Origin of the sequence: Variovorax sp. PMC12, assembly GCF_003019815.1 — a bacterium.
Lineage (GTDB): Bacteria > Pseudomonadota > Gammaproteobacteria > Burkholderiales > Burkholderiaceae_C > Variovorax.
Map to the genome: position 1 here is coordinate 476,597 of NZ_CP027774.1, position 22,450 is coordinate 499,046.

Here is a 22,450-nt window from a genome sequence, read left to right on the forward strand (position 1 = left end):
GAACGCCGCCATGCCCATCGCCCTCGATTGCCGTTACCGCCCCGGTGGCGCGCAGGACCGCCTGCCGATCCGCGCGGCCCACCTCGACTACATGATCGCTAACCAGGGGCGCGTGCTGCACGGCGGCCCGTCGCTGGTCGACGGGGAGCTGGTCGGCATGTACCTGCTGCTGGCCACCGACGACCCTGGGCAGGCTGACGACTTCCTGGCCGGCGAGCCCTATGCGCGAGCCGGGCTCTTCGCCGAAGTGCAGCGGACGCTCTTCACGGGCTACCTGCCCGAACCGCGACGGGGCTTCCTGGCGGAACTGCGGCGCGATGCATCGCGCTGCGTCGCGGCCGCGGACTGAGCAAGCGCGGCACCCACGGGGGCCCGCGCACAAAGTCCTCGGCCATGTCGTCCCAGGAAGAGCGCTTTTTGACGCCGAGGGTGTCTATAAATATGCCGTCTAGACGGCTCAATATGTTATCGAACATGTCCCACTATCTAGACGCGCACTGCATTGACGACTTTCGCGAACTGCCACGACGCGCGCTGCCGCGCACGGTGTTCGATTTCATTGACGGTGGCGCGGGCTCTGAGTCGAGCGCGCTCGGCAGCAGCTTCGGCATTCCTCCCGTGATGGGAACGGCCGCGAACCTCGATTTCGCGGCGCTGGAGGTGACCGTGGGCGAACAAATGGCACGCGTCCTGTGGCGCATCGACGCGCTGCTGGCGCAGGCGGGGTCGGACAAGTCGAGACTGCTGAAAGCCACCATCTGGCTCGCCGAGATCGACGACTTTCCCGAGATGAACCGTGTGTGGACCGGCTGGCCAGCGCTGCCCACGCTCCTGGTCGAGGTGGCGGTGATCGCTGCGACCGGTGCCCACTGACATTCTTGCCTACCTCGACGCTCATGAACCCCACCCCCGCGCACACCGCCATCAGCCGGCGACAGACCATCGTCGCCACGACCATTGGCAACGGCCTCGAGATCTTCGACTTCACCGTCTATGGTTTTCTCGCACTGGTAATCGGCAAGCTGTTCTTTCCAACCTTCAGCGGCTACGGCCAACTGCTGCTCACGGTAGCGACCTTTGGCGTCGGCTTCATCATGCGGCCACTGGGTGGCATTGTGATTGGTGCCTACGCCGACCGCGCGGGCCGCAAGAAGGCCATGACCCTGACCATCTTCTTGATGGCGCTTGGCTGCGCGGTGATCGCATTCACGCCCACCTACGCCACCATCGGCGTCGCGGCGCCGGTGCTGGTCGTGCTGGCGCGGTTGATCCAGGGCTTCTCGGCCGGTGGCGAAGTCGGTGCGTCCACCACGCTGCTGGTGGAACATGCCACGCCGCAGAACCGTGGCTACATGGCGAGCTGGCAGTTCGCGAGTCAGGGCCTGGGCGTGATGCTCGGTGCGGTCGTGGTGGGCATGCTGACCTTCACGCTGTCGCCGCAATCCATGGAAAGTTGGGGCTGGCGCGTGCCCTTCTTCATCGGCATGCTGATCGCGCCGGTGGGCATCTACATCCGCCGCCACCTCAACGAGTCGCTGGAAATCACGCCCGATCAAGGCGCGAAGCCGCGCGAAAGCAGCTTGCGGATCGTGTGCACGCAGCATGGCGGCACAGTACTTGCGGCCATCCTCACCATGGTAGGCGGCACCACGGCTGCCTACGTGATCACCTTCTACATGCCGACCTACGCGGTGCGCGAGCTGGGGCTCGCCCCATCGGTCGCGCTGTTCGGCGCGGCGATCACAGGGCTGATCCTGTTTCTGGCTTCGCCGCTGGTCGGTGCATTGTCTGACCGCGTGGGGCGCAAGCCGCTGATCTTCTGGAGTCGCGTCTTCCTCGTGCTGCTGATCTACCCCGGCTTTTTCTGGCTCAATGCCTCGCCCACGCCCGTGGTGCTGTTCGTGGTGCTCGGCGTACTGAGTTTGGGATTGGTGGGTCAGACCGCGCCGAGCATCACAATGCTGCCCGAGATGTTCCCGAAGGCGGTGCGCGCCAGTGGCATGTCACTGGTATACAGCGTGGGCGTCGCGCTGTTCGGCGGCTTCGCGCCCTTCATCAGCACCTGGCTGCTCAATGCCACCGGCAGCAAGCTCGCGCCAGCCTGGTACCTGGTCGCGATGACCGCGGTCTCGTTGCTGGGCTTGATCTGGTTGCGCGACCATACAGGCCGCGACATCGACGCGGCGGGTTCGCACGCCTGAAACGCTCGCCTCTACTTCGAAGCTTTCAATGACAACCTCCACCTACAGCAGCGCCGTCACGCGGCATTTCTCGGGCACGTACGCCGAGGCCCGCGCCAAGTTCCTCGAGGCCGCGAGCGGCCGCGGCGCTTTGATCGAGTCCTTCGTCAACAAGGGCCACCGGGGCGCGCTCGGCGAGGAACTCGCGACCGACGTCGCGTTGCTCGGCGCCGTCGATGCGAAGAAGCTGCTGCTCGTGACCTCGGGCACACACGGGCCCGAAGGCTTCTGCGGCTCGGGCGCGCAGGTCGCAACCCTGCATGACGAGGATCTGCTCTCGCGCCTGCAGCAGGCCGGCGTGGCGCTGCTTCTGGTGCATGGCGTCAACCCGTACGGCTTCTCGCATCTGCACCGCACCAACGAGGACAACATCGACCTCAACCGCAACCACATTGACTTTAGCGCTCCGCTGCCGGTGAATGCCGAGTACGCCAATGTCGAGCCGCTGGCGCTGCCCGCGAATTGGCCGCCGACGCCAGCCGACCAAGCGGCCGTGGATGCTTACATCGAAAAGCATGGCATGCGCGCCTTCCGGACCGCCCTCACAAAAGGCCAGTACGGCTCGCCCGACGGCCTGTTCTACGGTGGCACCGAACCGACGTGGAGCAACAAGACCATCCGCGCCATCCTGCGCAAGTACGCGGCCTCGGCCACTCACCTGGGTTGGATCGACGTGCACACGGGGCTGGGCCCTTATGGACACGGCGAGAAGGTGTATCCGGGCCGCAACACGCCTGAAGATCTCGCGCTCGCCCGAGCTTGGTGGGGTGCCGACGTTTTCGCGCTGTTCAGTCAGGACTCCGTGTCCGCGCATGTGTCGGGGCCGGTTGTCTCGGCCGCATACGACGAATGCCCGCAAGCACGGATCGCACTGATGGGCCTCGAGTTCGGCACCATTCCCGACCACGAGATGCTGTTTCGTCTGAGCGCCGACACGTGGCTGCGCCGTCATGGCGAGGCGCCCGAGTCGCAGCGAAGAGAGATTCGCCAGCAGTTGCGCGATGCTTTTTACTGTGACAACGACGAGTGGAAGGGCATGGTGCTGGGCCAGACGCGCGTGGTGCTTCTGCAGACGCTATTGGGCTTGCGCGCGACTTAACGTTGCCACGCAGCTCCAACGGGACTGGTTTCGCTGCGGCTGACATCGAAGGTGAGTTGCTGCGCTGGACCATATGCTTGGTTATCCGACGGCGAAGCGCCATCTCGATGTTGAAGCGCAGTGAATTGCTGCGGCGTGACGACCAGCCCACTCATCCCGACAGCGGATGAGTCGAGAAATGTGCAGCGCAGATGCGCACAGCTTTGCAAGCGTGTGCAAATGGTGTTCCAGGATCCGTTCCGCTCGTTCAATCCGCGCCGCAGGGGGGCCGCACGTTGGCAGAGGGACTGATGAATTTCGGCGTCATTGCGAGCGAGGTGCATGCCCGGATGCTGAAGATGCGACTGGCTACCAACCTTCGCTACCGGGTTCGCCTTTGAAGGGGCCGACCAGATCAGGAGTAATCCAGCCCCCATAGAAGGGGCCCGCCTGTGGCTGGGCCTTCGATCCGCCGACACGGCAGTCAAGATCGTGGGCATAGAAGGCTACACAGCCGGCCAGCGGCTCGGCGCCAGACAAGGGATGGGGGTAGCTCCAGGCGACCTGGTCCAAGCGGCGCGCGCCGTCGACCAGATTCCAATAGCGCGCCGGTCCCTTCCACTCACAGAACGAGCCGTTGCCAGCGGGCTGCAACAGTCCAGGCCGTACGTCGGCCAGCGGCAGGTAGAAGGTAGGGGGGTGGGCCGTTTCGCGGACTGCCCAGGCGGCGCGGGTGCGCGCTACCTCGAGATTGCCCCAGAGCACGACGATCTCACGGGCTTCGCGTACGAGCTCTGGCGGCCTCGGGAAATCCCAAACCGAAACCTGCCCCGGCGCAGGGACATCGGCGAACGGGGGGCGCTTCTGCCCTCGCCAAAGCCACTGCGCGCGGGCGCTATCAAGCCAGTTGGAATCGCCGCTCATGATGGGCTGGAAGATACACGACGATGCCAAGTGCCGGTCGAACGCCGAGAACCAGGGCGGTTCGCAACAATGAGCTTTCGGCAGAGACCGTGATGCCGATGATGTGCACCTGCGGCCAGAACATTTTCCTTCAGCGCTTGGCCGGATGGCTGCTAGTCAGGCGTGCGCAGTGGCGCTACCGCTGCAAAGCTGACGTGTGCTTCCCCAAGCCGTATGACTGCAATGGGTTCGATGCAACCCTTTGTGCGGCAGGTCGACCGGCCGCTCTGCAGCGGTTGCCGACATCCCTCGGCCTCACGCGAGTGGGTACTATCGGCCAGAACCGGTCTTTCGCCTAGCTCGGCAAAATCCGACAACAACCCGGACCGCCGCCAAGATTTAGTCCCGGCTACAGCCGGCAACAACGACGTATCTGGATGCGCAATGTCTTGGGATGTTTCACTATTCAAGTTCAGCCGACGGTACAGCTCTGTATCCGAAATTGCCAGCGATGAAAGCCTTGTGAGCCTAGGCTCACTTACTGCTGTTCAGACAGTTGTGACATCGATTTTTCCTGACACGGACTGGAGTGATCCGCATTGGGGCATCTTCTCCAGCAAGATTGGTTCGATTGAGTTCAACGTGGGAAAGACAGACCCCGTTCAAAGCATCGGACTGCATGTGCGTGCCGGTGACGAAATTGTTCATGGCATCCTGCTGCTCTGCGGCAATCTCGAATGCCAAGCGATAGACCTGAGCGACGGTAGTTTTCTTGAGCAGTCCAATGATCCCGCGCGCAACCTGAAAAGATGGCGTGAGTACCGAGATCAGATCGTTGGCGACCGCACGTGACCAGTGTGGTGCCCGAGAACGGCCATAACCAGACCTTCGCCATGACGCCAGAAAATTACCCAGTGGTTGGCAGATTCAAGAACGAAACCGTTTTCGCTATGACGCTGTATCTTGAGATGCTCCCTGAAGAGGTAATCCTGGAGCCTGGCGATGAAGTGGAACTGCGCTACCCACTGACAACCTGCTGCCTCTCGACGTAGCCCCCGTGGAGGGCGGTCTCCACATACACGCACACAAAGAGTGGGACCCGGATTGGCACGTAAGATTCAGAGGCAAAGTTATCAAGGCCGGCAATCCAACCCGTCTTTCTGACTACCGCTGAAGCCAACATCTGAGATGCTTGCATCGAGACCGCCAGGCGACCGGCCAATGTCGGCCGCATGCGCCTGCTCAACGCGGGCTACTCTTAGCGTAGTCGAGAAAAATCACTTCGCACAATATCCTATGAAACGAATTCCCAATCGCCACGCGCCAGACGACTGGACTGAAGAAGGAGCCAAGATTCTGTCTGAGGCAAGCCTTGCGAAGATAAAGAATGCGTTGGCCAGAGGTCCCGTCATTGTTCAGCATTGGTTCTATCGAGGAGCCAGTTCGCCACGTGTCATCTCCTTCGAGGACATCGAGGAATTCGAGGCCCACTTGGAGCAGCATGCGATTCCGGGTGACGCCTTTGATATCTGGAGCTTCAACGAGGTCTGCAAGATGGAAAACGTCCTCACTGAAGGCAAGCTGCACGACACGGATGGCTGTGTGCCCAGGGGCGGCGCCTATTGAAGAGCGCCGCGTGCTGCTTCAGTCGGCCAGCAGTGAACCTTCACAAACCACGTTCCAAGGAATCAAATGAGTGCCCTGCAGTACGAGCGTGCGTTGGCCTTGCTCGAAGCACCCGAGACTTACCCGGCCCTCGCTCACAGGAAGTGCACAAGGCTGTTGCGAGTGTGGGTGTACCCGTCATTTAAGCCGTCTGCGTCTTGGTCCGTCATCCAAGAGGGCAGCAAATTCTTCATTCGCCGGGTCGTATGGGACCAGGTCCAAACCGTCGATTCAGAGCCAGTCACCTACGGCGCGGAATCTCCCATAGAGGAAGAAGGCTTGCGAGACTTGCTGTCCGAGCTTCGGGCCATGCACGTCACCCCGTTTGCCTTGGCTTCAACTATGGGAATTGACGGCACCTCGTGCGGCATAGAAGTGGGCGGATTCTGTATCTCGGGTCGGATGAGCTGGTGGGGAAAGCCGCCGATCGAGTGGGTACCCCTTCAGGAGTGGCAGGCGCGAGCTATAGAGCTTTTCGAGTTATTGCTGCCTGCGAGCATCAGTGAAGTGCCTCGTTCCGAGAGTCCGCTTTCGAGCGGCGCGTAGGGCCGCTTCGGGCCCGAAGCGGCTATACAGGATTCTCTGAAGCAGACGCAAAGAGGTGCGTGGGCACAGCATGACCATGAACAGCACCCCAAGCTTGTGGCAGGTGATTTCTATGATTTATTACCGCAACCGGCGCAATTGAGCGAACTCTTCGTACCGTAGCAAGCCATCGAAAACTACCTCATATGTCGCTTGGATGTTGTCCGTCGTGTGACCCCAATATTGACCGAAGTCAAAAGCCGTAGCTTGTGCTGATTCAAGCTGCTCTGCTGCGAGTGAAAGCCACTCTGGGCACGGCGGAAGTGAACCCAACATTTGTTCGTCATCTGCCCAGGCTGTACCAACGTAGTGGTCAGCCAGGGCCAAGCGCCAAAAACTGATTGGTCCAACGTTCTCATCGATACAGCGCAGAAATTCGGCAGCTATGCTGCCCGGTCCGGCCAGCCACCCAAGCGCTGCGTCACGGTGCCAACGCAGCATATGCGCATCGTCCGGAAATTTTCGAGTTGCTACCAAAGCTGTCGTGAAAGCTTCTTCGCGTGCTCCAACTGCGTTGTAACTTCGAAACAGGCTCAAGAACTCGGCTTGAGTGAGTTCCTCAAGGGTACGGCTTTCAAGCAAGTGGAGCTCCACTCGAGAAATAAAGTGCTTATGTCGGGAATTCATTCGGCTGGTCAGTCAGTACCACTCTTCGGCCGCATGACGACCCGAGCGGAGCCATTGTTTCAAACGTTGGCTCGTGGCCGTCTGCTGCCGGTCTGTTCGGCTACGGCAGTTTCGGCCGAAAGCCATTCATGGCAGTGTTGAAAAGACGCGCCGCCTCTTCCCGGCCGGGGTTGCACACCATCAGCAGATTGAGCACCTTCCGGCGCGTGACGTAGCCAACGTAGAGAAATACGTTTTCACCTGAGACTTCCGCCGCGTAACTCATCTCGAGTCCGATGCCGCCAGAATGTGGTTTGACAGACCGGCGCAAGACCTCAACGCGGCCTGGCGACTGCTGCTCATGCGCCGCGATTCGGCTATTCACGTTGACGTCCGCAAACTCCGCAGCCTTTTCCGCGGGAACCTCGAAGAACTGAACGCTGAGAATGATGGCTGTGCCTTCCTTTTCTGAATGCAAATTCAGCGTATTGGAATCCGGCCCGGGATATGACTTCCAATGGTCGGGAAGGTCGAGCATGAACTCGTTGTAGGTGTGCTGCACGACCCCAGCCAGACGAACTTCCTTTGGCGGATTTGGGGGATTCACGGAGAACGTGTAGTTCAGTTTCAAGCTGCCCTCGAAAGAAATTGTTCTTTGCCCCGCCTGTAAAGTTCGCGGCGCTCGCCGCAACTTTAGCCGCGCCGCAAAGGTCAGCGTCTACTCACCTAGCGCCGAAACTGAGGGGGCGTAACGAATCTCCGCTGCTGGCCGTATGCAGCGTTCACGGGTCACTTTCCCGACGACACTGTCCGCTGAAAACGCCGCGCAAACTCGAGAAAGTCGTCAGCCACCTTGATTGCTGCTGCTGGCTCCATGCCGATCATCGGAAGCATGAAGACAGCGCCCCCCGCGTCGAAGGCATAGATTTCACCACCGCCGTTCCCAGCGAAGGCCACGAAACCTGGCGCGTACACATCCACGTCCATCTCTGAATTGGCGGTAGCGACCTCATCTTCGCCCCAGAGGATCACGTAGTGTTCGTCACCCGACAAGTCCGCGAAGCCCTCAAACAGACCGTTCGTGTCGATGAAAACGCGGTAGACAGCAGGCAGCTGGATGGTCATTGGGAATGTCTGGTTGTGGCCGACTGTAGCCGCTCACGCTGCCGTCGCGAAGGGGCCCGTTGCTAACGTTCACGCCGTCGCGCTGAGCGACAGCTCTGCAGGGCGGATTCAACCGGTCGATGCAACACATTCGCTGAACATTTCAGCAGGTGTATGGAAGCCGAGCGTCTTGCGCGGTCTCTCGTTCAATTGTCTCGCGATCGCGTTGAGTTGAAGCTGTGAGAACCCTGAGATGTCCATGCCCTTCGGCATGTACTGCCTGAGCAACCCATTGGTGTTCTCGTTGCTGCCGCGCTGCCAGGGGCTCTGGGGATCACAGAAGTAGACCTGGATGTCGGTGGCCATCGTGAATCGCTTGTGACCGTGCATCTCCGTGCCTCGATCCCAGGTCAATGACTTGTAGAGCTCCTGCGGCAACTTGCGCGCGTTCTTTATCAGCGCGTTGACCACCGACTGCGAGTCCTTGCCTTCGAGCTTCACCAACATCACATATCTCGTTTGCCGCTCGACCAACGTGGCGATCTGGCTGTTCCCGCTGCCGAACACCAAGTCACCTTCCCAATGACCAGGCACCGCCCGATCCTCGACAGCTGCGGGGCGCTCGCTGATCGACACGGCATCGGCAATCTGCCCATGGATCGCAGTCTTCTGCGTATAGGAACGAGAGCGTCGCATGCCGTGCGTGCGTCTGAGGTGCTCCAGCAGCTCCTTCTTCAATGCGCCGCGCGCTTGAATGAACAGGCTGCGGTAGATGGTCTCGTGTGACACATGAAGGCTCGGGTCGTTCGGATAAGTATGCTTGAGCCAGCCGGCGATCTGCTCCGGCGACCACAGCATTCGAAGCAGGTCCGCCACGACGCCAGCCAGCGCCCGGTTCTTGACCAACTTGCATCGCTTCGGCCGCAGGGCACGGTTCCAGGCAGCTTCGTCGGCGACGCTCGCCCGATAGCCGCCTGGCCCTGCGTTGCGCCCGATCTCTCGGCTGATGGTCGACGGTGCCCTGCCAAGTCGGGCGGCTACCGAACGCATCGATTCACCAACCATCAGAGCGCGAGAGATCTCTTCCCTCTCTGCCAGGGTTAGCGCATTGGCGCCACGCCGTCGTTCCGGAGGTCGAATGCCACCGGTCTTGGACAAGATGTTCTGGATGGATGTGTGAGGTCGGTCAAACAGCTTGCCAATCTGGTGAAGGGTCCAACCCTCCCTCCACCGCTCCCACATCAATGCCTTCTGGGTACTCGTGTAGTAGGTCCGTGTCCGGTACTTCATCTGCAACACTCCTTCTGCCTACGCAGTTATAAGTGTGTTGCATCGACCGGTTGAATCCGCCAGCGGTTGCTGTCGGTCGCGTTGCCCTAGGGACTGGCTGCTATTGCCACCTTCTTGGCAATAGGGGAGTCGCTCATGTCTGCAGGAAGACCTGCGCGCTTGAACATTCCATCGACGTTTACCGGCCCAGCCGCCTGGACCCGCCCAGACGTCGGGCATGGCCGCCGGCATCAAGCAGCGACGCAAAACTTGCCGTTGCACGGTTGTGGAGCATGTTGTCCCTCACCGGCACCAGGATCACCGGTATGGTGCAGCGCCGCCATCGACTTCGGAAAAACCGAAGTCGTACAGGCTTCGTTGTGAATTGTTGATCTGGATCAAGCTTTCTAGCATTCATCGCATGCCGCAGGCCCCTGGCGGCGCCCCCCACACGGAGCGATGAATGACGACGAAGAAGACCATCCTGATCAAGCCGTACTCCGCCTACGAGCGCGAGCAGTCCACGTCGGAAGACGCGGAGCTGACGCACGTCGAAGGCAACGCGCCGGCCGGCGAGTACCTGCGGCGCTTCTGGCAGCCCATCGCGCTGTCGTCCGAACTCGGTGAGCTGCCCAAGAAGGTCCGGATGTTCGGCGAGCCCCTGGTGCTGTTCCGCACCAAGAGCGGCACGCCGGGCCTGCTGGAACTGCACTGCAGCCATCGCGGCACCTCGCTCGAGTTCGGCATCTGCGAGGACGAAGGCCTGCGCTGCTGCTACCACGGCTGGCTGTTCGGCGTGGACGGCACGATCCTCGAAACCCCCGGCGACCCGCCGGAGTCGACGCTGCGCCACAACGTGTGCCATGGCGCATACCCGGTCATCGAATACAAGGGCCTGATCTTCGGCTACTTCGGCCCGCCGGAGCTCAAGCCCGAGTTCCCTGTCTACGACTCGTACGAGCGCGAGGGCGACCGGCTGGTGCCGTACGTCATCACGTATCCGTGCAACTGGCTGCAGGTGCATGAGAACGTCATGGACCCGGCGCACGCTGTGTTCCTGCACACGCGCATCAGCTTCACGCAGTTCGCGGAAGTGTGGGGCGAGCTGCCGGAGATGGACTTCGTGCCGACGCCGGCTGGCATGGTCTACGTCACCACGCGCCGCTGGGGCGACAACGTGTGGGTGCGCTCCAACGACATCCTTCTGCCGAACCTGGCACAGGTCGGCCACATCTGGGAAGACGGTGCCGAGCCCAAGGCGTTCAGCCGCGTGGCCATCACCCGATGGACCACGCCGGTGGACAACACCACCTGCCGCATCATCGGCTGGCGCCACTTCCATCCCGAGGCGGACCCGCGCGGCATCGCCGACGAAAGCCTCTGCGGCGTCGAGTCGGTCGACTTCTTCGGCCAGAACGGCGACCGCCCATACGAAGACCGCCAGCGGATGCCGGGCGACTTCGACGCGCAGGTTTCGCAGCGCCCCATCGCGGTCCACCAGATGGAGAACCTGACGCGCTGCGACCGGGGCGTGGCCATGCTCCGCCAACTGCTGCGCCGCCAGATCAAGCGCGTGGCCGAGGGGCAGGCGCCGACGCTCTCGCCGGTGCGTTCCGGCGGGCTCGTGCCGACCTACGCGCACGACACCGTCGTCCAGATCCCGGCCGCCGAGTCCGCCGACCCGCAGGCCGATGCCGAGCGGCTGCGCGAGATCGCCAAGGCCATCACGAACATCGTGGTGAAGGGCGCGCACCACGAGGCCGCCGACCGCGACGCGCAGGTGCATGCGCTCATCCGCGCCTATGTCGACGCGCAGCGCGAAACCGTTTCCTGATTTCCAACGCCTTCCAGAAAGAGCCTCACCGATGACCCACGCTCCATCCCCCATCCATCCGGGCCGCGTCGACTGGACCGGCGACAACCCGGGCATCTACCTGAAGGACACGCAGGACGGCCCGTGGACCGGGCTGGCCACCTTCTTCCGCATCGTCTACTCGCCGTACGGCATGGGCAGCGGGGTGCTGCTGCTCGACCAGCCCGACGTGGCCCAGGGCCTGCCGGCGGTGCAGAACTTCTGCATCAGCGACAACGAGACGCTGGCGCGCTTTCTGGTCGACAGGTTCTTCTCGAAGTTCGCATCGTTCAGGGTCTCGAGCGGGCTCGGTGCCATCAGCTACCTGCAGGCCACCGAGATCAGCCGGGCCGGCGACACGCGCTCGCGCTACCAGGAGATCGTGAAGTCCAACGACTTCGAGGTCGTGATGACCTGGGAAGGCCTCGGCGCGCCCTATGCGGTCGACATGCCGGTGGAAGCCGGGCCTACCAAGGAGCACCAGATGTACAGCCTGTTCCTGGATGCCGAGGACGCGCATGTCACGGTCAACGGCCGGCGCCTGAACGGCCGGGTGGTGCAGCGCGACTTTGCCGGCACCCGCAAGAGCACGGCCTTCCTCGCCTTCTCCGAGACCTGGATGCAGGGCCAGGCACCCGGGCGCGCGCTGTGACCGAGTTCCTCCAGTACCTGGCGTCCGGCCTGGTCGTCGGATGCATCTACGGCCTGGTCGCCGTGGGCTTCACGGCGGTCTACAACGTGACCGGCATCGTCAACTTCTCGCAGGGCGACATGTCGATGCTCGGCGCGCTCGGCGCCGTCGGGCTCATCGGCCTGGGCCTGCCGATGCCGGTCGCGCTGCTGGTTTCGGTGCTGGTCGTCGGCCTGCTCGGCATCGCCGTCGAACGCATCGCCATCCGCCCCGCGGGCTCGGACGTATTGCGCGGGATCATCATCACGATCGGCATCGGCGTGGCGCTGCAGGGCATCGCGGTGATCGTGTGGGGAACCGACGCGCAACCGCTGCCCGCGTTCTCCGGCGAGACACCGATCGACATGGGCGGTGTCACCGTGCCGCCGCAGGCGCTGTGGGTGCTGGGCTGCGCCGCCGCGCTGATGCTCGCCCTCTACGTCTTCTACACCAAGACCTACATCGGCAAGGCGTTCCGCGCCTGCGCCATGAACCCGAAGGCCGCGGGGCTGATGGGCATCCCGAACACCGCGATGCGCGCCATCGGCTTCTTCCTGTCGAGCCTGGTGGGCGCCATCGCCGGTGTGATCGTGGCGCCGGTGGCGCTCATGCAGTACGACACCGGCGTGTTCCTCGGCATCAAGGGCTTCGTGGCCTGCATCATCGGCGGCTTCGGCAATCCGATCGGCGCGGCACTCGGCGGGCTCGTGCTCGGCAGCCTCGAGTCGCTGTCCACGGGCTACCTGAGCTCGGGCTTCAAGAACGCCATCGCGTTCGTGGTGCTGCTCGGCTTCCTCTTTCTTCGGCCCGGCGGGATCCTGGGGGAAATGGACACGGTGAAGCGATGAAAAAGCAGTTCGTCATCCCCGCCATCGTCGTCCTGCTGGCGCTGGTCCTGGCCTCGGGCAATGCCTACCTCATCAACCTGTGCGTCGTCGCCGCGATGACGACGCTGCCCGCGGTCGGCCTGTCGCTGCTGATGGGCTACACCGGGCAGATTTCGCTGGGCCACGCCGCCTTCGTCGGGCTCGGCGCCTACGCCTCGGCATTGCTGTGCAAGTCGCTGGGCCTGAACCCCTGGCTCGCTATCCCGCTGGCGACCGCGCTGTCGGCCGTCGCGGCCTGGTGCATCGGCTGGCTGGTGTTCCGCCTGCGCGGCCACCACCTGGCGATGGCCACGCTCGCCTTCGGCATCATCATCCATGTCGCCATGGTCGAGTGGCGCGGCCTCTCCGGTGGGCAGGACGGCCTGGCGGACGTGCCGTCGCTGCAGGTGCTGGGTTTCGACCTGCGCTCCGATGCCGCCATGTTCTGCATCGCCTGGGCCGCCTGCCTGCTGGCCATCGTGCTGGCGGGCAACCTGGTGCGCTCGCCCTTCGGCTTCGCCATGCGCACGGTCGCCGAGAACGAGGCCGTTGCCGGCTCCATCGGCATCGCCAGTGCGAGCCTCAAGCGCAAGGTGATGGCGCTGGGCGGCGCCTATGCGGGCTTCGGCGGCGCGCTGTATGCGCACTGGCTGGGCTACATCAGCCCGGGGCCGTTCGACGTCGGATATTCGGTGCGACTGCTGCTCATCGTGGCGCTCGGCGGCTTCTCCGGCCTGTGGAGCGTGGTGTTCGGCGTGTTCTTCGTCGTCATCACGAGCGAGGCCCTCAAGCCCTTCGGGCGCTTCGACGTGGTCATCTACGGCGTGCTGCTGGTCTTTGTCATGGTGCGATGCCCGCAAGGCCTGCTTGCCGGTCTCCATCAGCTGTTCGACAGGCTGTCCGGCGGCGCGCGCCGCCGGGCCGGGAGCGACGCATGAACAACGCAAACATCCTGCTCGACGTGCAGGGCGTGAGCCGCCGCTTCGGCGGGCTGCAGGCGCTCGGTGACGTGTCCTTCGACGTGCGGCGCGGCGAGATCCTCGCACTCATCGGCCCCAACGGGGCGGGCAAGTCGACGCTGCTGGGCGTGGTGTCGGGCTCGATCGCGGCGGACACGGGCACCGTCAGCTTCAAGGGCGAACGCATCGACGGGCTCGCCGCCGAACAGGTCAACCGGCGTGGGCTGGTGCGCACCTTCCAGGGCGCCGAGGTGCTGCGGCAGATGACGGTGCTGGAGAACGTCATGGCGGCGGGCGTGGCCCATGCGCAGTCGGGCATCCTCTCCGGGCTGCTGGGGTTCGGCCGCGCCGCGGAGGTCGGCCGGCAGCTGCGGTCCACGGGCATGGAGAAGCTGCAGGTCGTGGCCCTGGAGCGCCTTGCGAACACCAATGCCGCGCTGCTCACGGCGGGCCAGCAGCGACTGCTGTCGATCGCCCGTGCGCTGGCGACCGGCGCCGAACTGCTGATCCTCGACGAGCCCGCGGCCGGCCTCAACACGCTGGAGAAGCGCGTGCTGGCCGACGTGATCTCGCGCATCCGTGCCAAGGGCACCACCGTCGTCTTCGTGGAGCACGACCTGGCCTTCGTCAGCCGGCTGGCCGAGCGCATGGTGGTGCTCAACCACGGGCGGGTCATCGCCAAGGGCGCGCCCGAAGACGTGCGCAAGGACCCGGCCGTGGTCGAGGCCTACCTGGGCAACACCGACCTGAGCGGTGCCCGGGCCGCCACCGGCCCCGTATGGGTACGGCCCGTGGTGCTGGCCGTCGACGGGCTGCGCCTGCGCTACGGCGGCCTGACCGCGCTCGACGGCGTGGACCTCGAGGTGCGCGAAGGCGAGATCGTCGCGCTCATCGGCGCGAACGGCGCTGGCAAGTCCACCTTGCTCAATGCCATCGCGGGCACCGAGACGCCCGACGGCGGCACGCTCCGGTTCGAAGGCAAGGACCTGGCGCCGTTGAAGAAGGAACAGCGCACCGGTGCCGGCATCAGCCTGGCCCCTGAAGGGCGCGCGTTGTTCCCGGCGCTTACCGTGCACGACAACCTGTTGATGGGACGCTATGCACGGATGCGGCTGTCGGGTCTCACGCAGTTGCTCTGGCCGCGCGGCACCGCCCGCGGCGAGATGGATGCGGTGATGGAAGAGGTGCTGGATTTCTTTCCGCGCCTGCGCGAGCGCCTGCACCAGCAGGCCGGCACGCTCTCCGGCGGCGAGCAGCAGATGCTGGCCATCGGCCGCGCGTTGATGAACCGGCCCAAGCTGCTGATGCTCGACGAACCCTCGTTCGGCCTGGCGCCGCAGGTCTCGCGCGAGATCCTCGAATCGCTGGTGCGCCTTGCGGCGCGCGGCATGACGGTGCTGCTGGTCGAGCAAAACGCGCGGTCGGCGCTGCAGGTGGCGGACCGCGCCTACATCCTCGTCAACGGCCGCATCGTGGCGAACGGCGCGAGCCAGGAGCTGCTGAACCGCCCCGACATCACGCAGGCCTATCTCGGCTGGGAGTCGGAGCCGGCCGGCGCGGAAGACGACACGCCGATGAAGGTGGCGGCATGAGCATTCGTCACCATCACCCGGCGGATGCCGCGGGCTTCGATGCGCTGGTGCAGGTGGTGCCGGTCCTGGTCGACCTGGTGCCGGCCGGCGATGCCTTCGACTTCCCCGCCCGCACGCTGCTGCATGCCGGTCCGCCGTTCGATGCCCTGGCATCGGTGCCGGCCGCCGTCTTCAACTCGGCCGCGGCTGCGGCGGTGTTCGAGGGCTGGGCCGTGGACCGCGAGGACGCCTTGGTGCGCCTGCGCTCGGGCGACCTCACGCTCGCGGCGGCGCAGGACTATCGCTGCGCGGTCCCGCTGGCCTCCGTGCTGTCGCCAAGCCAGTTCGTGCAGGTCGTCCACGACGCGAACCGTCCGGACCGCCGAGCCTTCTCGTCGCTCAACGGCGGGAACGGGCCGGCGCTGCGGCTTGGGCTGCCCACGCCGAACGTGGTTGACCACCTGCGGTGGTTGAACGGCGCGTTCGCGAATGCCATCCGGCCCGGCTGCCGACGCGGGACGGCGCTCATCCCGATCGCGGACTTCGCGCTGACGATGGGCGACGACCTCCACGGACGCACCGCGGCAGCCACCGCGCGGCTCGTCGAAACGCTGTCATCGGGCAATGCCTGGCCGAGCATGGCCACGGATTTCCTCGACGCATCGCCGAGCTTCTTCCTCAACCTCTGGATGGCCGCGACGAAGTGCATTCTTTCCGGCGCCGAGGGCATGCAGGACTGCAGCCTGGTGAGCGCGCTCGGCGCCAACGGGCACCAGGTCGGCATTCAGCTGGCGGGCCGCCCGGGCCACTGGGTGAGGTCGCCGTCGAGCCCGCCGCGCGGGCGGCTCGATGCGGGCATCACGCCGCAAGAGCGGCTGCCGGCCATCGGCGACAGCGCGCTCATCGAGGCCTCGGGCCTGGGCGCGATGGGCTTCGAGCATTCGCCGCCGCAGCGTGAGAGCTTCGCCGACTTCATGTCGCATCCGCCGGCCGAACTGGCGCGCGCGCTGCTGATGGCGCCGCACCCGGCCTTCGCGCGTTCCAAGGCCCGATTCGGCCTCGCGGCGCGGCAGGCGGTGGCGTCCGGCCATGACCTGATCGTCGCGCTCGGAATCATCGACATCGAAGGGCGCCGCGGCCGCATCGGCGGCGGCCTCTGGTCCTCGACACCCGAACTCTTCCAGCGTGCGCTGGAAGGCCTGCATCCCACACCTGTTCACCCTTGATCCACCACGAAAGAAACCCATGAAGCACATCGTCGCGCTCGCCGCCGCCTTGCTCACCGCCGCCGTCGTCCATGCGCAGGACATCAGGATCGGAGGGCTGCTGGAGACCTCCGGCTTCGCCGCTTCCCTCGGCAAGCCCGGGCTGGAAGGCGCGCAGCTCGCCATCGACCAGGTGAACGCCCAGGGCGGCATCAACGGCCGCAAGGTGCAGCTGATCAACGTCAACTCCGAGAGCGACAACACCAGGACGGTGTCCGGCGTCAAACGGCTCATCGAACAGGAAAAGGTGACGGCCATCATCGGCCCGATGAGCAGCGGCTCGGCCTTCGCCATCGTCGACACGGTGGAAAAATCGAAGATCGCCATGGTCGCCAACGCGGCCACGCGCGCCGTGGTGCTGCCGCCGGAACAGAAGACCTTCTCGTTCCTCGCACCGCTCACCGATGCGGTCGTGCAGGTCGCGCTGCTCAAGGACTTGCAGGCACGAGGCATCACGAAGATCGCGGTGCTCCATTCCGACGTGGCCTTCGGCACCAGCGGGCGCGACTCGCTCGTGAAGCTCGCGCCCGACTACAAGATCGAGATCGTCAACAAGGAAACCTTCGGCAACGCGGACACCGACATCACGCCACAGCTCACGAAGATCCGGGCGTCGGACGCGCAGGCCATCGTCGTCTGGGCCACCGGCCCCGGCCTGGCGATCGCGACCAAGAACCATCGCTCGCTGGGCATCAAGACGCCTCTGTACATGGCGCATTCGGCCAACGACTTCAACTACCTGCGGCTCGCCGGCGAGTCGGCCAACGGCATCTTCGTGCCGTCCACCAAGCTCTACGTGACCGCCTCGCTCGCGCCGAGCGACCCGCAGAAGGCCGTCGTCTCGCGCTTCGTGAGCGAGTACGAGGCCAAGTTCGGCCAGCCGCCGGCGACCTTCGCCGGCAACGGGTACGACGCCGCCATGCTGATCGTGAACGCCATCCGCAAGGCCGGCACCGACCCGGTGGCCGTGCGTGACGCCATCGAGGCGACCAAGGACTACGCCGGCGTGACCGCGGTCTACAGCTATGGCCCGCAGGACCACTTCGGCACCCGCCCCGAAAGCGTGGTGATGCTGACCGTCAAGGCGGGCAAGTTCGAACTGGCCGGCGCGGCGAAGTAAGTCCGCCGCCCGTCCCCGCAACCTCTTCAATCGGCCCGGAACGCCAAATGCTCTGCAATCGTCGTCACCATCTCGGAGATGGATGTGGATGCGCGCGTGAACCGGTAGCTGTGCGAATGCGCGAGCACCAGGTTCGGCGCGCGCAGCGAGGACTTCAGCTCGACCGAATGCGTGTTCGGCGGGCAGAAGTTCAGCAGGGAGAAGCCCTGGCCGTTGTTGACCAGGCCCAGGAGCATGGTCATTGTGTTCACGCGGTGCGCGATGCGCGGCGCGACGCCATCCGCACTGAAGGCCGAGAGCATGTAGTTGCGGGTGCGCGGCGTGTCCAGCAGGATGAGCGGCTCGGTGGCCAGGTCGCGCACCGACACATGCAGCCGGCGCAGGAACGGGTGGCCGGGCGGCAGCACGGCCTGCAGCGGTGCCGGCCGGATGACGATGCATTCGATGCCGGAAGGGATCTCGAAGTCGTACGTCAGCGCCAGGTCGAAGGCGCCGGTCTGCAGCCCTTCGAGCAGGTATTCGTGGTGGCCTTCGTTCCAGTGCAGCCGCGCCTTCGGCAGGTTCTCGGCGGCCATTCGCATCAGCGGCGGCAGGACGTAGGGCGCAAAGGAAAAGAGGCAGGCCAGGTGCACCTGCCCCTGGACGTGCCGGGTGTCGGCCAGGCGGCCGGAGCCCAGTTCCCACGACTGCAGCAACAGGTTGCGGCATTCGACGGCGAAGGCGCTGCCGACATCCGTCAGCACCAGCCCGCGCGCGTGCCGGCGCAGGAAGAGCTGCACGCCGAGCACCTCTTCGAGATGCGCAATGGCCGCAGACACGGCAGGTGCCGAGACGTGCAGCGAGTCGGCCGCCTTCTGCAGCGACTGATGCCGGGCGACGGCAACGAAGTACGAGAGTTGGCGCAGAGAGAAGTCGGGCGCTCTCAGCTCCGCGCTGCTTTCGCTGGTGGTTTTTTGGGCCGGTTCTTGGCTCATGGGCGGGAGTATGTCGGAATGGTGACAGGCTGCAAGGACGGGCCATGACGGAATCGGTCAACCCTTTCAAATTCCAGGCCAGCCGGGTGCCGCCCCCGCTCGGGGCCACCGAGGAAGCGCGCCGCTACGTCAAGGTGCGGCTCGCCGCTGCCTTCCGGCTGCTGGGCGCCCTGGGGCTCAACACCGGCGTGGCGGGCCATCTGAGCGTTCGCGACCCGATGCTGTCGGACCATTTCTGGGTGAATGCCTTCGGGCTGCCGTATGCATCGATGCGTCCGGAAGACCTGACGCTGGTCCGGCATTCGGGCGAGGTGGTGCAGGGTGGCCCCATCAATGCGGCCGCCTTCGCCATTCACGCGGAGATCCACCGTGCCCGCCCCGATGTGCATTGCGTTGTGCACGGACACCCGCCGTACGGCACGGCCTGGGCCGCGCTCGGCCGTTGCCTTCTGCCGATCAACCAGGACGTGTGCGCCGTATCGGAAGACCACGTGCTGCACGGCGAGGGAAGCGGACTGGTGGTGGGCCTCGACGAAGGCCGTCGCATCGCGCAGAGCCTGGGCACTCACAAGCTGGCCATCCTGCTGAATCACGGGCTGCTCACCGTCGGCCAGACGGTGGACGAGGCCGTGTGGTGGTTCGTCCTGACGGAGCGCAGCTGCCAGATCCAGTTGCTGGCGGAGGCGGCGGGCGTCCCCAAGGTGCTCCCGGCCGACGTGGCACGCGGCATCGCCGAGGAGATCGGGACGCCGGTGTTCGGCTGGTTCCAGTGCCAGCCGCTCATCGCGCCCTACGTGGCGCAGTTGCAATGAGCGCAACGACCGGGATGCCGACCTCGGCGCCGCCTTCCGCGCTGGCGCGCGACTGGCCCGCGGCATGGTTCGCGCTGCACCATCGGGCGAAGCTGCAGGCCCGCGAATCCGTGTTGGTCCTCGATGCGGCCAGCCCGGTCGGCGTGGCATGCATCAAGCTCGCGAAGGCGGCGCAGGCGCACGTCGTCGCGCTCACGCAGACGCGCTCGCAATTCGACGCCGTGCGGCGCGCCGGTGCCGACGACGTCGTCAGTCTGCAGGAAAGCCAGTGGGTCGAAATCGTCCGCGAGCACGGCGGCGCCGACGTGATCGCCGGCATCGCCGACGCCGACCTGCTCACGCGCAGCATGCGCGCTCTCGCACGCCACGGACGCCTGCTCGTGATGGCACCACCCGATGCCCTGGCGGCCGAGCTGCCGCTGAAGCCACTGCTGCTTCGCAGCGGCACCCTGCACGGCGCCTTCTGGTCGCCAGACCATGCGTTCCGGATGGCCGAACCAATCCTGGCGGCGTTGACCGCGCTGTGGGCACAAGGCGCCATCCGGCTCGATTCCACCGGGCCGGGCGTCGACCCGGCCCGCCCCCACATGCCAGGAACCTCCAAACCATGACCGCCTCTTCAAGCCCGGCCCTGCCGATGAATGCCACACGCATCCGCGAGCAACTCGCAGGCCGTTCGACCAGCGCGCGTGCCGTGCTCGAGCAATCGCTCGATGTCGTCGCCGCGCGCGAGCCCACGGTGCACGCGTGGAAAGTGCTCGGCGACGCATCCGCTCGACGGTGGGCGGACGCCCTCGACGAAGACCTCGATCGACGTGACGGAGGGCTGCTCGCCGGCATCCCGGTCGCGGTGAAGGACCTGATGGACACCGCCGACATGCCCACCGGCTACGGGTCTGCGATCTACGCCGGCCATCAGCCGGCGCGCGACGCGGCATGCGTGACCCGGCTGCGCGAGACCGGTGCCACCATCCTGGGCAAGACCGTCACCACGGAATTCGCCTACTTCGCGCCCGGCGAGACGACCAACCCCTGGGACGCATCGCGCACGCCGGGCGGCTCGTCGAGCGGCTCGGCCGCGGCCGTCGCCTCCGGCATGGTCCCGTTGGCGCTCGGGAGCCAGACCGCCGGTTCGCTGATCCGGCCCGCGTCGTACTGCGGCGTGTTCGCGCTCAAGCCGACGCACGGCGTGTTCGACCTGCGCGGCGTCAAGGGCCTGTCGCCGTCGCTCGACACGCTCGGATGGCTGGCCCGGACCGCGGACGACCTTGAGCTCATGCGCTGTGCGTTGCTCGGAGACGCCTACGCGCCACTGGACCGGTTGCGGGCCTCCACCTGCCGCATCGGCTTCCTGCGCACGCACGAGTGGTCCAACGCGCAGCCCGACGGCCGGGCGGCCTTCGACGAGGCGATACGGCGCCTGCAGGCCGGCGGCATGCAGCTCATTGAAAAACGCCTCCCCGACGAACAGGCCACTCTCGCCGACGACCAGAAGCAGGTGATGGCGTACGAGGCAGTACGCGAGCTGGCGTTCGAGTTGCAGCACCACGCCGCGGCCTTGAGCCGACCCCTGCGTGAACTGCTCGAGAAGGGCCAGGCCGTGACCGAGGCCGAGTACCTGGCGTCGCAATCGCGCGCGGCCACGGGCCGGCGCGTGGCGCGAGAGCTGATGGCCGACGTCGATGCCCTGCTGGTGCCGGCAGCGCCGGGGGAGGCGCCTCAGGGCCTGGACGCGACCGGCGACCCGGTGTTCAGCCGGGTCTGGACCCTGCTCGGCGTGCCCTGCGTCAACGTGCCCGGCCTCCGGGGCCCCCACGGCATGCCCATCGGCGTGCAACTGGTCGGCCAACAGCATCAGGAGCGGGCGCTGCTGGCGCTCGCCGCCAGCGTTCACACCGTGCTCGACACACACTCATGAAACTCATCGTACAGACCACAGATCTCGTCGCGGAGGGAGTGCGTCGCCTTCGCCTCGCCGCCGCGGACGGCCATCCGCTGCCGCCGTGCAACGCCGGCGCGCATCTCAAGTTCACGCTGCCCGTCGAGGCAGGCGGCTCGCGTGAATACTCCATCGTTGGCCGCGGCGCCGAAGGCGACTGCTACGAAGTGGCGGTGCTGCTGGACCCGTGCGGCCGCGGAGGCTCCCGTGCGATGCACGCCCTGGCGGCCGGCGACGCGGTCGAGGCCGAAGGCCCGTTCAACGAATTCGCGCTCAGCGACAGCGCCGCGAGCCACGTGCTCATCGCCGGCGGCATCGGCATCACGCCGATCCTGTCGATGGCGCGGGAACTCGGCGCAGCCGGGCGCCCCTTCGAGTTGCACTATGCCGCGAAGTCGCGCCGCCGCATGGCGTTCCAGGACGAGGTCGCGGCGCTGCCCGGCGCCGTGCTGTACTGCAGCGACGAGGGCGCGGACGCCCGCATGCCCATCGCTGCCATCCTTGCCGGTCCTGCGCCGGGCCGGCACGTCCATGTCTGCGGCCCGCGCTCGCTCATCGCCGAGGTCATCGACACGGCGCGGCGCCTGGGATGGGCAGACGGCCAGGTCCACTTCGAGACCTTCAACGGGGCCGTTGCTCTCAAGGGCGACCAGCCCATCCGTCTCGAGCTTCGCGCCAGCGGGCGGACGATCGTGGTCCGGGCGCAGGAGTCCATCCTCGACGCCATGCTCGCCGCCGGCATGGACCCGCTCTACGACTGCCGTCGCGGCGAGTGCGGGATGTGCATGACGCCGGTGATCGAAGGCGTGCCCGACCACCGCGACCATGCGCTCACCGCCGCGGAGAAGGCGGGCGGAAAGGTGATCTGTACCTGCGTTTCGCGCGCGTTGACGGCCGACCTGGCGCTCGACTTCTAGGGGTGCAGAACACCAGCAATGCAGTTGATTGAATGCTCAAGCTGTGAGGCTTGGC

The 22,450-nt window shown here is 65.4% G+C and carries 23 protein-coding genes; 17 read left to right on the forward strand and 6 right to left on the reverse strand.

Annotated elements, in window-relative coordinates; genetic code table 11:
• The first annotated feature begins 10 nt into the window (after nucleotides 1–10).
• The 4 genes from C4F17_RS29660 (at nucleotide 11) to C4F17_RS29675 (ending at nucleotide 3,339) form a co-directional block, all read left to right on the forward strand.
• On the forward strand, nucleotides 11–349 hold the full coding sequence (locus C4F17_RS29660; protein WP_106938032.1) for a YciI family protein: 339 nt from the start codon (nucleotides 11–13) through the stop codon (nucleotides 347–349).
• Nucleotides 350–474: 125 nt separating this feature from the next.
• Nucleotides 475–873 (forward strand): Rid family hydrolase, encoded by a 399-nt coding sequence (locus tag C4F17_RS33585; protein ID WP_234383151.1) that lies wholly within the window; start codon nucleotides 475–477, stop codon nucleotides 871–873.
• Nucleotides 874–896: 23 nt separating this feature from the next.
• Nucleotides 897–2,201: an MFS transporter gene (locus C4F17_RS29670; protein WP_106938033.1), complete on the forward strand. Its 1,305-nt coding sequence runs from the start codon at nucleotides 897–899 to the stop codon at nucleotides 2,199–2,201.
• Nucleotides 2,202–2,229: 28 nt separating this feature from the next.
• Complete coding sequence (locus C4F17_RS29675) at nucleotides 2,230–3,339, forward strand: M14 family metallopeptidase (RefSeq protein WP_106938034.1); 1,110 nt, start codon at nucleotides 2,230–2,232, stop codon at nucleotides 3,337–3,339.
• A gap of 348 nt (nucleotides 3,340–3,687) precedes the next feature.
• Here C4F17_RS29675 and C4F17_RS29680 read toward each other — a convergent pair whose 3' ends face one another.
• Nucleotides 3,688–4,242, reverse strand: a complete 555-nt coding sequence (locus tag C4F17_RS29680) for a DUF427 domain-containing protein (RefSeq protein WP_106938035.1) — start codon at nucleotides 4,240–4,242, stop codon at nucleotides 3,688–3,690.
• A gap of 423 nt (nucleotides 4,243–4,665) precedes the next feature.
• Here C4F17_RS29680 and C4F17_RS33015 point away from each other — a divergent pair, with 423 nt between their 5' ends.
• Nucleotides 4,666–5,073, forward strand: a complete 408-nt coding sequence (locus tag C4F17_RS33015) for a hypothetical protein (protein WP_159053774.1) — start codon at nucleotides 4,666–4,668, stop codon at nucleotides 5,071–5,073.
• A gap of 444 nt (nucleotides 5,074–5,517) precedes the next feature.
• A complete protein-coding gene (locus tag C4F17_RS29690; RefSeq protein ID WP_106938037.1) occupies nucleotides 5,518–5,847 on the forward strand; it encodes a hypothetical protein in 330 nt (109 codons plus the stop codon).
• A gap of 705 nt (nucleotides 5,848–6,552) precedes the next feature.
• On the opposite strand, the gene C4F17_RS33020 is transcribed toward C4F17_RS29690, so the two are convergent.
• The 4 genes from C4F17_RS33020 to C4F17_RS29710 form a co-directional block, all read right to left on the reverse strand.
• Nucleotides 6,553–7,098 (reverse strand): hypothetical protein, encoded by a 546-nt coding sequence (locus C4F17_RS33020; protein ID WP_159053775.1) that lies wholly within the window; start codon nucleotides 7,096–7,098, stop codon nucleotides 6,553–6,555.
• A 100-nt stretch (nucleotides 7,099–7,198) separates the two neighbouring features.
• A complete protein-coding gene (locus C4F17_RS29700; RefSeq protein ID WP_159053776.1) occupies nucleotides 7,199–7,708 on the reverse strand; it encodes a hypothetical protein in 510 nt (169 codons plus the stop codon).
• Between the two features lie 158 nt (nucleotides 7,709–7,866).
• Nucleotides 7,867–8,202 (reverse strand): SMI1/KNR4 family protein, encoded by a 336-nt coding sequence (locus C4F17_RS29705; protein WP_106938040.1) that lies wholly within the window; start codon nucleotides 8,200–8,202, stop codon nucleotides 7,867–7,869.
• Between the two features lie 108 nt (nucleotides 8,203–8,310).
• Nucleotides 8,311–9,471 (reverse strand): IS30 family transposase, encoded by a 1,161-nt coding sequence (locus C4F17_RS29710; protein WP_106938508.1) that lies wholly within the window; start codon nucleotides 9,469–9,471, stop codon nucleotides 8,311–8,313.
• Nucleotides 9,472–9,913: 442 nt separating this feature from the next.
• Between C4F17_RS29710 and C4F17_RS29715 the strand changes: the two genes are divergently transcribed.
• From C4F17_RS29715 to C4F17_RS29745, 7 genes are read left to right on the forward strand one after another with little or no spacing between them, the layout of a single operon-like run.
• Entirely contained in the window at nucleotides 9,914–11,284 is a 1,371-nt protein-coding gene (locus C4F17_RS29715) for an aromatic ring-hydroxylating dioxygenase subunit alpha (protein ID WP_106938041.1), read from the forward strand.
• Between the two features lie 31 nt (nucleotides 11,285–11,315).
• Nucleotides 11,316–11,954: a hypothetical protein gene (locus C4F17_RS29720; protein ID WP_106938042.1), complete on the forward strand. Its 639-nt coding sequence runs from the start codon at nucleotides 11,316–11,318 to the stop codon at nucleotides 11,952–11,954.
• Nucleotides 11,951–12,820, forward strand: coding sequence for a branched-chain amino acid ABC transporter permease (locus C4F17_RS29725; RefSeq protein ID WP_106938043.1), 870 nt, complete (start codon nucleotides 11,951–11,953; stop codon nucleotides 12,818–12,820). Before C4F17_RS29720 ends, C4F17_RS29725 begins: the two co-directional genes overlap by 4 nt.
• On the forward strand, nucleotides 12,817–13,776 hold the full coding sequence (locus C4F17_RS29730; protein ID WP_106938044.1) for a branched-chain amino acid ABC transporter permease: 960 nt from the start codon (nucleotides 12,817–12,819) through the stop codon (nucleotides 13,774–13,776). The genes C4F17_RS29725 and C4F17_RS29730 overlap by 4 nt, the downstream gene beginning before the upstream one ends.
• Nucleotides 13,773–15,389: an ATP-binding cassette domain-containing protein gene (locus tag C4F17_RS29735; RefSeq protein WP_106938045.1), complete on the forward strand. Its 1,617-nt coding sequence runs from the start codon at nucleotides 13,773–13,775 to the stop codon at nucleotides 15,387–15,389. Before C4F17_RS29730 ends, C4F17_RS29735 begins: the two co-directional genes overlap by 4 nt.
• Complete coding sequence (locus C4F17_RS29740) at nucleotides 15,386–16,594, forward strand: DUF1116 domain-containing protein (protein ID WP_106938046.1); 1,209 nt, start codon at nucleotides 15,386–15,388, stop codon at nucleotides 16,592–16,594. Before C4F17_RS29735 ends, C4F17_RS29740 begins: the two co-directional genes overlap by 4 nt.
• A gap of 19 nt (nucleotides 16,595–16,613) precedes the next feature.
• Nucleotides 16,614–17,753, forward strand: a complete 1,140-nt coding sequence (locus C4F17_RS29745; protein ID WP_106938047.1) for an ABC transporter substrate-binding protein — start codon at nucleotides 16,614–16,616, stop codon at nucleotides 17,751–17,753.
• A gap of 26 nt (nucleotides 17,754–17,779) precedes the next feature.
• On the opposite strand, the gene C4F17_RS29750 is transcribed toward C4F17_RS29745, so the two are convergent.
• Entirely contained in the window at nucleotides 17,780–18,727 is a 948-nt protein-coding gene (locus C4F17_RS29750; protein WP_234383153.1) for a LysR family transcriptional regulator, read from the reverse strand.
• A 44-nt stretch (nucleotides 18,728–18,771) separates the two neighbouring features.
• Between C4F17_RS29750 and C4F17_RS29755 the strand changes: the two genes are divergently transcribed.
• The 4 genes from C4F17_RS29755 to C4F17_RS29770 are packed head-to-tail and all read left to right on the forward strand — an operon-like array spanning nucleotide 18,772 to nucleotide 22,395.
• The gene (locus C4F17_RS29755; protein WP_106938048.1) at nucleotides 18,772–19,539 is read left to right on the forward strand and encodes a class II aldolase/adducin family protein; all 768 of its coding nucleotides are present in this window, start codon (nucleotides 18,772–18,774) and stop codon (nucleotides 19,537–19,539) included.
• A complete protein-coding gene (locus C4F17_RS29760) occupies nucleotides 19,536–20,150 on the forward strand; it encodes a zinc-binding dehydrogenase (protein ID WP_106938049.1) in 615 nt (204 codons plus the stop codon). The genes C4F17_RS29755 and C4F17_RS29760 overlap by 4 nt, the downstream gene beginning before the upstream one ends.
• Nucleotides 20,147–21,457, forward strand: a complete 1,311-nt coding sequence (locus C4F17_RS29765) for an amidase (protein WP_234383155.1) — start codon at nucleotides 20,147–20,149, stop codon at nucleotides 21,455–21,457. Before C4F17_RS29760 ends, C4F17_RS29765 begins: the two co-directional genes overlap by 4 nt.
• Nucleotides 21,454–22,395, forward strand: a complete 942-nt coding sequence (locus tag C4F17_RS29770) for a PDR/VanB family oxidoreductase (RefSeq protein ID WP_106938051.1) — start codon at nucleotides 21,454–21,456, stop codon at nucleotides 22,393–22,395. The genes C4F17_RS29765 and C4F17_RS29770 overlap by 4 nt, the downstream gene beginning before the upstream one ends.
• Nucleotides 22,396–22,450: the final 55 nt, after the last annotated feature.

Excerpts from the sequence above, each read along its gene's own strand:
- C4F17_RS29660 (WP_106938032.1), top strand. The coding sequence starts at position 11 with ATGCCCATCGCCCTCGATTGCCGTTACCGCCCCGGTGGCGCGCAGGAC.
- C4F17_RS33585 (WP_234383151.1), top strand. The coding sequence starts at position 475 with ATGTCCCACTATCTAGACGCGCACTGCATTGACGACTTTCGCGAACTG.
- C4F17_RS29670 (WP_106938033.1), top strand. The coding sequence starts at position 897 with ATGAACCCCACCCCCGCGCACACCGCCATCAGCCGGCGACAGACCATC.
- C4F17_RS29675 (WP_106938034.1), top strand. The coding sequence starts at position 2,230 with ATGACAACCTCCACCTACAGCAGCGCCGTCACGCGGCATTTCTCGGGC.
- C4F17_RS29680 (WP_106938035.1), bottom strand. The coding sequence starts at position 4,242 with ATGAGCGGCGATTCCAACTGGCTTGATAGCGCCCGCGCGCAGTGGCTT.
- C4F17_RS33015 (WP_159053774.1), top strand. The coding sequence starts at position 4,666 with ATGTCTTGGGATGTTTCACTATTCAAGTTCAGCCGACGGTACAGCTCT.
- C4F17_RS29690 (WP_106938037.1), top strand. The coding sequence starts at position 5,518 with ATGAAACGAATTCCCAATCGCCACGCGCCAGACGACTGGACTGAAGAA.
- C4F17_RS33020 (WP_159053775.1), bottom strand. The coding sequence starts at position 7,098 with ATGAATTCCCGACATAAGCACTTTATTTCTCGAGTGGAGCTCCACTTG.
- C4F17_RS29705 (WP_106938040.1), bottom strand. The coding sequence starts at position 8,202 with ATGACCATCCAGCTGCCTGCTGTCTACCGCGTTTTCATCGACACGAAC.
- C4F17_RS29710 (WP_106938508.1), bottom strand. The coding sequence starts at position 9,471 with ATGAAGTACCGGACACGGACCTACTACACGAGTACCCAGAAGGCATTG.
- C4F17_RS29715 (WP_106938041.1), top strand. The coding sequence starts at position 9,914 with ATGACGACGAAGAAGACCATCCTGATCAAGCCGTACTCCGCCTACGAG.
- C4F17_RS29720 (WP_106938042.1), top strand. The coding sequence starts at position 11,316 with ATGACCCACGCTCCATCCCCCATCCATCCGGGCCGCGTCGACTGGACC.
- C4F17_RS29730 (WP_106938044.1), top strand. The coding sequence starts at position 12,817 with ATGAAAAAGCAGTTCGTCATCCCCGCCATCGTCGTCCTGCTGGCGCTG.
- C4F17_RS29735 (WP_106938045.1), top strand. The coding sequence starts at position 13,773 with ATGAACAACGCAAACATCCTGCTCGACGTGCAGGGCGTGAGCCGCCGC.
- C4F17_RS29740 (WP_106938046.1), top strand. The coding sequence starts at position 15,386 with ATGAGCATTCGTCACCATCACCCGGCGGATGCCGCGGGCTTCGATGCG.
- C4F17_RS29745 (WP_106938047.1), top strand. The coding sequence starts at position 16,614 with ATGAAGCACATCGTCGCGCTCGCCGCCGCCTTGCTCACCGCCGCCGTC.
- C4F17_RS29750 (WP_234383153.1), bottom strand. The coding sequence starts at position 18,727 with ATGAGCCAAGAACCGGCCCAAAAAACCACCAGCGAAAGCAGCGCGGAG.
- C4F17_RS29755 (WP_106938048.1), top strand. The coding sequence starts at position 18,772 with ATGACGGAATCGGTCAACCCTTTCAAATTCCAGGCCAGCCGGGTGCCG.
- C4F17_RS29760 (WP_106938049.1), top strand. The coding sequence starts at position 19,536 with ATGAGCGCAACGACCGGGATGCCGACCTCGGCGCCGCCTTCCGCGCTG.
- C4F17_RS29765 (WP_234383155.1), top strand. The coding sequence starts at position 20,147 with ATGACCGCCTCTTCAAGCCCGGCCCTGCCGATGAATGCCACACGCATC.
- C4F17_RS29770 (WP_106938051.1), top strand. The coding sequence starts at position 21,454 with ATGAAACTCATCGTACAGACCACAGATCTCGTCGCGGAGGGAGTGCGT.